Annotated in this window: 4 protein-coding genes, 19 tRNA genes and 1 rRNA gene; 21 read left to right on the top strand and 3 right to left on the bottom strand. The window is 45.3% G+C overall.

Annotation, left to right across the window (positions count from 1 at the left end; translation table 11 throughout):
• Positions 1–32: 32 nt before the first annotated feature.
• The 19 genes from ACU1JV_RS28005 to ACU1JV_RS27915 all read left to right on the top strand — a co-directional run bounded on the left by ACU1JV_RS28005 (position 33) and on the right by ACU1JV_RS27915 (position 1,802).
• A tRNA-Asn gene (locus tag ACU1JV_RS28005) sits at positions 33–108 on the top strand.
• A 34-nt stretch (positions 109–142) separates the two neighbouring features.
• Positions 143–216 (top strand) — tRNA-Met (locus ACU1JV_RS28000).
• A 3-nt stretch (positions 217–219) separates the two neighbouring features.
• Positions 220–311 (top strand) — tRNA-Ser (locus ACU1JV_RS27995).
• 31 nt (positions 312–342) lie between these two features.
• Positions 343–414 (top strand) — tRNA-Glu (locus tag ACU1JV_RS27990).
• 6 nt (positions 415–420) lie between these two features.
• Positions 421–496: transfer RNA gene (locus ACU1JV_RS27985), tRNA-Val, on the top strand.
• Between the two features lie 10 nt (positions 497–506).
• Positions 507–580 (top strand) — tRNA-Met (locus tag ACU1JV_RS27980).
• Between the two features lie 25 nt (positions 581–605).
• A tRNA-Asp gene (locus ACU1JV_RS27975) sits at positions 606–682 on the top strand.
• A 50-nt stretch (positions 683–732) separates the two neighbouring features.
• Positions 733–805, top strand: a tRNA-Phe gene (locus tag ACU1JV_RS27970).
• Between the two features lie 25 nt (positions 806–830).
• Positions 831–906: transfer RNA gene (locus ACU1JV_RS27965), tRNA-Thr, on the top strand.
• 4 nt (positions 907–910) lie between these two features.
• Positions 911–996 (top strand) — tRNA-Tyr (locus ACU1JV_RS27960).
• A gap of 16 nt (positions 997–1,012) precedes the next feature.
• Positions 1,013–1,085, top strand: a tRNA-His gene (locus ACU1JV_RS27955).
• Between the two features lie 18 nt (positions 1,086–1,103).
• Positions 1,104–1,178, top strand: a tRNA-Gln gene (locus ACU1JV_RS27950).
• A 4-nt stretch (positions 1,179–1,182) separates the two neighbouring features.
• Positions 1,183–1,258: transfer RNA gene (locus tag ACU1JV_RS27945), tRNA-Lys, on the top strand.
• Positions 1,259–1,273: 15 nt separating this feature from the next.
• A tRNA-Leu gene (locus ACU1JV_RS27940) sits at positions 1,274–1,361 on the top strand.
• A gap of 6 nt (positions 1,362–1,367) precedes the next feature.
• A tRNA-Gly gene (locus ACU1JV_RS27935) sits at positions 1,368–1,442 on the top strand.
• A 10-nt stretch (positions 1,443–1,452) separates the two neighbouring features.
• Positions 1,453–1,523: transfer RNA gene (locus ACU1JV_RS27930), tRNA-Cys, on the top strand.
• A gap of 26 nt (positions 1,524–1,549) precedes the next feature.
• Positions 1,550–1,626, top strand: a tRNA-Arg gene (locus tag ACU1JV_RS27925).
• Between the two features lie 22 nt (positions 1,627–1,648).
• Positions 1,649–1,722, top strand: a tRNA-Pro gene (locus tag ACU1JV_RS27920).
• A gap of 9 nt (positions 1,723–1,731) precedes the next feature.
• Positions 1,732–1,802: transfer RNA gene (locus ACU1JV_RS27915), tRNA-Gly, on the top strand.
• 203 nt (positions 1,803–2,005) lie between these two features.
• Here ACU1JV_RS27915 and ACU1JV_RS27910 read toward each other — a convergent pair.
• The 3 genes from ACU1JV_RS27910 to ACU1JV_RS27900 form a co-directional block, all read right to left on the bottom strand.
• A complete protein-coding gene (locus ACU1JV_RS27910; RefSeq protein WP_013369022.1) occupies positions 2,006–3,109 on the bottom strand; it encodes a PAS domain-containing sensor histidine kinase in 1,104 nt (367 codons plus the stop codon).
• Positions 3,102–3,755, bottom strand: coding sequence for a response regulator (locus ACU1JV_RS27905; RefSeq protein WP_013369023.1), 654 nt, complete (start codon positions 3,753–3,755; stop codon positions 3,102–3,104). The genes ACU1JV_RS27910 and ACU1JV_RS27905 overlap by 8 nt, the downstream gene beginning before the upstream one ends.
• A 143-nt stretch (positions 3,756–3,898) precedes the next feature.
• Positions 3,899–4,348, bottom strand: a complete 450-nt coding sequence (locus ACU1JV_RS27900) for a GAF domain-containing protein (protein WP_413987371.1) — start codon at positions 4,346–4,348, stop codon at positions 3,899–3,901.
• A 298-nt stretch (positions 4,349–4,646) separates the two neighbouring features.
• Between ACU1JV_RS27900 and ACU1JV_RS27895 the strand changes: the two genes are divergently transcribed.
• The gene (locus ACU1JV_RS27895; protein ID WP_058831567.1) at positions 4,647–5,387 is read left to right on the top strand and encodes a Crp/Fnr family transcriptional regulator; all 741 of its coding nucleotides are present in this window, start codon (positions 4,647–4,649) and stop codon (positions 5,385–5,387) included.
• 524 nt (positions 5,388–5,911) lie between these two features.
• Positions 5,912–6,009 (top strand): 16S ribosomal RNA (locus ACU1JV_RS27890); the annotation flags it as partial.

The following is a 6,009-nucleotide window of genomic DNA, read 5'->3' as shown; positions in this document are numbered from 1 at the left end:
AGGGGTTCGATCCCCCTTGGCTCCACCAATATTCCCTGATAGCTCAGTTGGTAGAGCACTCGACTGTTAATCGAGTTGTCACAGGTTCGAGTCCTGTTCGGGGAGCCATATTTTTAATACTTCTGAATTTTATATATAAGGTGGCGGCGTAGCTCAGCTGGCTAGAGCGTACGGTTCATACCCGTGAGGTCGGGGGTTCGATCCCCTCTGCCGCTACTCGGAGAGATACCCAAGTGGCTATAAGGGGACCCTCTGCTAAGGGGTTAGACTGCGAAAGTGGTGCGAGGGTTCGAATCCCTCTCTCTCCGCCATAAATTTATTAAATCAGAATTCATTTTGTAAGGCCCGTTGGTCAAGGGGTTAAGACACCTCCCTTTCACGGAGGTAACAGGGGTTCGAATCCCCTACGGGTCATAATATGGAGGCTTAGCTCAGCTGGGAGAGCATCTGCCTTACAAGCAGAGGGTCGGGGGTTCGATCCCCTCAGCCTCCACCATATTTTATATCGCGGGGTGGAGCAGTTCGGTAGCTCGTCGGGCTCATAACCCGAAGGTCGTAGGTTCAAATCCTGCCCCCGCAATTAATTTCCTATTGGAAATGCCTCTGGAACTGTGGTGTAGAGGCCTAACATGCCTGCCTGTCACGCAGGAGATCGCGGGTTCGAATCCCGTCAGTTCCGCCATTTATATGCATATAGTACGAACTATATGGTATATTTATAAAATTAAATATGGCTCGGTAGCTCAGTCGGTAGAGCAGAGGACTGAAAATCCTCGTGTCGGCGGTTCGATTCCGTCCCGAGCCACCTTTCAAGTGGGAATTGGTAATGTGCCGGTGTAGCTCAATTGGTAGAGCAACTGACTTGTAATCAGTAGGTTGGGGGTTCAAGTCCTCTCGCCGGCACCATTTTGGAGGATTAGCGAAGTGGCCAAACGCATCAGACTGTAAATCTGCTCCCTTACGGGTTCGGTGGTTCGAATCCATCATCCTCCACCAGTTTTATAATCATATGGCGGTCGTGGCGAAGTGGTTAACGCACCGGACTGTGACTCCGGCATTCGTGGGTTCAAGCCCCATCGGCCGCCCTTTGATTCTTAATTTAATGGGGATTAGCCAAGCGGTAAGGCAACGGACTTTGACTCCGTCATGCATAGGTTCAAATCCTATATCCCCAGCCATTAAGAGCCATTAGCTCAGTTGGTAGAGCACCTGACTTTTAATCAGGGTGTCGAAGGTTCGAGTCCTTCATGGCTCACCATTTATAAATTATTTTGCGGTCGTGGCGGAATTGGCAGACGCGCACGGTTCAGGTCCGTGTGGGCTAACCCCCCGTGGAGGTTCGAGTCCTCTCGACCGCACCATATTTTGCGGACGTGGCTCAGCGGTAGAGCATCGCCTTGCCAAGGCGAGGGTCGCGGGTTCGATTCCCGTCGTCCGCTCCATTATCCATACGGCGCCATAGCCAAGTGGTAAGGCAAAGCTCTGCAAAAGCTTCATCCCCAGTTCAAATCTGGGTGGCGCCTTGACTGCTCATTATGGAATTTAATATGCGCCCTTAGCTCAGCTGGATAGAGCGTTTGACTACGAATCAAAAGGCCGGGAGTTCGAATCTCTCAGGGCGCGCCATTTCTTGAAAAATGTATAATGTCGGGATGTAGCTCAGCTTGGTAGAGCACCTGGTTTGGGACCAGGGGGTCGCATGTTCAAATCGTGTCATCCCGATACTGATTTGCGGGTGTAGTTCAATGGTAGAACTCCAGCCTTCCAAGCTGGTAGCGTGGGTTCGATTCCCATCACCCGCTTTTTGCTATAGCGGATTCTTGTTGCCTCAGTGGTGACACCTTATAAATAAAGAGAGCCTGTCTGGGGACAGAGCTCTCTCTTTTTTTGTACATTTATATTCCATAGATTCCACAAAGTGATGGCTATTGTTAGTGCTTGCCATCGGTGTATCTCTCCTGTTCCTGCAGGGGGATACACCGATAACTGATCTAGTGCACAGATTTTACACTGGAATGGTTAGTTGGATAGAGGTTCCCTGATTTGGAGCAGAAGTCATGCTCATGAAGCCGCCTACTCCTCTAGCTCGTTCTTCCATGCTGAACAATCCAACTCCCTCTCCTTTGGATTCTCCAGAGAAGCCCATACCCTCATCCCGAATAGTTACTTTTATTATTTCGTCTTGATCCTCTACATCAACGTATGCTTCTGCTACATCTGCGTATTTAGCCACATTCGTCAGTGCTTCTTGTACAATTCTATAGATTGCTATTTCTTTTCGGATATCAAGGCGTTTACGTAAAGTACATTGAAAATGCACTTCGATTCCGTAATGCGAACAGAAATTTTCAATATAAGTTCTTAGGGCCGGTACGACACCCAAATCATCCAGAACTGAGGGACGAAGTTCCCACGCTAAGCCACGAACATCTTTAATGATATCAGTTACCTGTGTACGCAGATTTTCCAGAGTAGCACTGGGCTGTTCAGCTAGTTGGCTATCTAGTTGAATAATAAGTGAAAACAGGCTTTGACCAATCCCATCATGAAGCTCTCTTGAAAAGCGTTTACGCTCTTCCTCTTGTATTTGCATGACTTGCGTCATCATGGTCTGAAGCTCTGCCTCTACTTTTTTTAATTTAGTTACTTCATTACGGATCGCTAAGTACTGATAGGGTTTACCTTCCTCGTCCATAAATGGAACAATCGTGGTATTCACCCAGTAGTAGCTGTTATCTTTAGCACGATTTCGTATTTCTCCCTGCCATACCTCACCTGAGCGGATCGTAGTCCACAGGTTCTTCATGAAGGCTCGAGTATGATAGCCCGAATTAATGAGGCGATGATCCTGCCCGATCAATTCTTCACGACTATATTGCGAAATCTCACAGAACTTATCGTTTACGTACTGAATAATTCCTCGATGATCGGTCAGAGCAACGATGGAAGATGTATCTAGAGCAAATTTAAGATTGGATAGCTGGTGGAGAGAACTACGCAGTACATGGAGAAAAGGAGAATCTGGTATATGAATTTCCAAATCATTCAGTAGTTTATCGGTTGACTCCCCAAAGGCGGGCTGCAGTAAAGGGTTAGAAGGTTCATTCATAATGGAGCAACCCCTTTTTCAGTGCAAATTTGACCAACTCAGGCCGTGTTTTCAAGTTAAGCTTCTCCATAAGGTTGCTTTTGTGGGACTCTACGGTTTTGACGCTAATCACCAGGTGTTCGGCAATTTCCTTGTTGGCATATCCTTTGGCTACCCATGATAGGATCTCTTTTTCCCGCTCAGACAGGGATTCATACGGTCCGGCTATGCCCTCTTGTTTGATTTTGTCCAGATATTCACTCATCAGGCGTTTGGTTGCATTGGGGTATAGATAGGCACTGCCTTCGGCCACAGACTGGATGGCAGCGAGTAATTCCTCATGAGGTGCACTTTTTAAAATATATCCAGATGCTCCGGCTTGAATGGCTCGGAACAGATATTCCTCATCATCATGCATCGTTAAAATAAGCACTTCTGTATCCGGCAACTGTTTTTTTAATTCGGTGGTTGCCGTGAGACCATCTTTGCCAGGGGGCATACTAAAATCCATGAGCACGACATCAGGTTGTAGCTCCACCGCTTTGCGGATTGCTTCATCCCCGTCTGCTGCATCTCCTACTACCTTAATACCGTTTTTGCCGTCCAATAGGGCCATAAGGCCAGAACGTACGACAACATGATCATCCACTACTAGTATACGAATCAATTAGTCATCCCCTCGAACGGTAAAAAAACCGTGCGTTTTGTCATAATCATAGCAAATTTTAGGGATTTCAATCAACAGAGATAGTTAGATGAGCTTTTCATAATCACTTATATTTATAATTTTATTTTTCTTCAAATATCAATCTATGGAGTGAGAGGGAGAGTACATAACTGGCCAAGGCGATGTGCGACTTGGGTGGCCTTGGCTACATCAGAATCGGTGAATGTCCTCACATCACGGTTACCAACAAGTAGCACACCGTTTGGCAAGTCTCCTGTACTGGAAAAGGGAATGGCTACTGCAGAATGTAACTGTTCGGCCAGCATAAGCGCACATTCTTGACGTAAACGTATACTGCCTGATATTAAAGCGCTAACGGTTACGGTACGCCCCAGACGAACAGCCATCCCGGCAATCCCATGACCGACTTTAAAAGAGATAAGGCGATAGCGATTGTTTCGGCTGCCGGAGGCATAATACCAATGCAACTTACCCCCTGACCTGGACATAGATGCAAGTGCAGTGAGATCCCCATAAACATGATCTCGCAACTGGTTCAGTTCATTTCGCATTTCATCCGTTATTTGTAGCATAGAAGACACATCCTTTATCTTAACCAACTGTAGCTCTAATTTATTGTAATTCCGACAGGTACAAAAGTAATTCAGGGAACCCCCTGATCTATAGGCGCAGGAAACACTGACTTTTCATTAGACTGGGTAATCAATAAGAGGTGGGGCGATAAATGGGGCATTAGATAATTCTGGAAGTGATATTTATCACTGCAAATCAGGGAGTAGAGAGGTGCAAAATCAGGTGTTCTCCCGATAACAACCCAGGAATCAAAACATTATGATAAAGATATCAGGTAAACACGAGGAGGACGCTAATATGCAAGCCACTTGTATGGAACGGTTTAGGGACGAAACGCAGCGCACGGGGATTCAACTTTTTCTGACGGAAGAGCATTTTGAGCTGTTAAAAGATATCATGTCCTGGAAGAAGGTAAAGGCAGGCGTTATGCTTTTTCGAGAGGGTGATGATGCGGAGCAGCTTTATTATATACATTCGGGTCATGTTAAACTCCGTAAATCGACAGAAGACGGTAAAGAATTGATTCTGACTATTCAGCACCAAGGCGATTTGATCGGGGAGTTTAGTGGGATAGATGGGGAAGAGTATAGTTGTACTGCAGAAACAGCCGATGTGTGTGAGTTAGGTGTTGTGCTTGTTAAGGACCTGGAGTCACTCCTGTCTAAGAACGGGGAAATGGCGCTTCAGTTCATACAGTGGATGGCAATGAAGCAACGAATTATGCAATCACGGTTTCGGGACTTACTGTTGTATGGTAAAACGGGGGCACTAGCGTCTACACTGATCCGTGCAAGTAATACATGTGGTGTAGCTGTGAAGGATGGCATTTTACTGAACATGAAGCTAAGTCACTCCGAACTGGGCGAGATGATTGGAGCAACGCGCGAAAGTGTGAATCGGATGCTGAGCTCGCTAAAAGAGCAGGGAACCTTGGATACGAGAGACGGAAAAATCGTCATTCATGACCTGAAGGTGTTGCGTGCCATGTGCTGTTGTCCTTCGTATGGCCACTGTGCCCATGAGATTTGCAGGTTATAAAATGATGAGCATCGTTAGGCGGGGGCTAAAAGACTCCGTCTAATTGTAAGTCTTCTGACAATAAGCAAATAAAAGGAACGAGTATTATAAATATCAAAAAAATCGACGACGCGTTTAGCGGCAAATCAACGATATAGTTTTTTTTAAAAGTAGTACATGTTGAAATAGCTGACTATTAGTAAATAAAATTTAGATATTGGATATTTGTAAAATATTACAAGTTGTATTCTGTAGTTGAAAATGGTATATTATTTGAGCTGACAACAAAACAGCCGTTTCGAAAAAAGTATAACTAGGGCGAAACAATCTTCGAAAAGAAGAGAGAAATAACCCTTGCATTTTTGAAATGAACATGATATGATCTTATAGTTGCTGAAAAACGCAGCGAAAAAGAATTTGATCTTTGAAAACTGAACAACGAGTGAGTAAATGATTTTGTTCGCAAAATCAAACAAGAGATATTTTATCTCGTCAGTTTCAAAATGAGCTAATCGCTCTTTCGATAAACCAACCTCGGTTGGTCTTTAATGGAGAGTTTGATCCTGGCTCAGGACGAACGCTGGCGGCGTGCCTAATACATGCAAGTCGAGCGGGGTTATTTAGAAGCTTGCTTCTACATAAC

It is taken from the genome of Paenibacillus sp. T2-29 (assembly GCF_052921365.1).
Note: the sequence above shows the minus strand (reverse complement) of the source record. Positions and strands in the feature narration are given on the sequence as shown.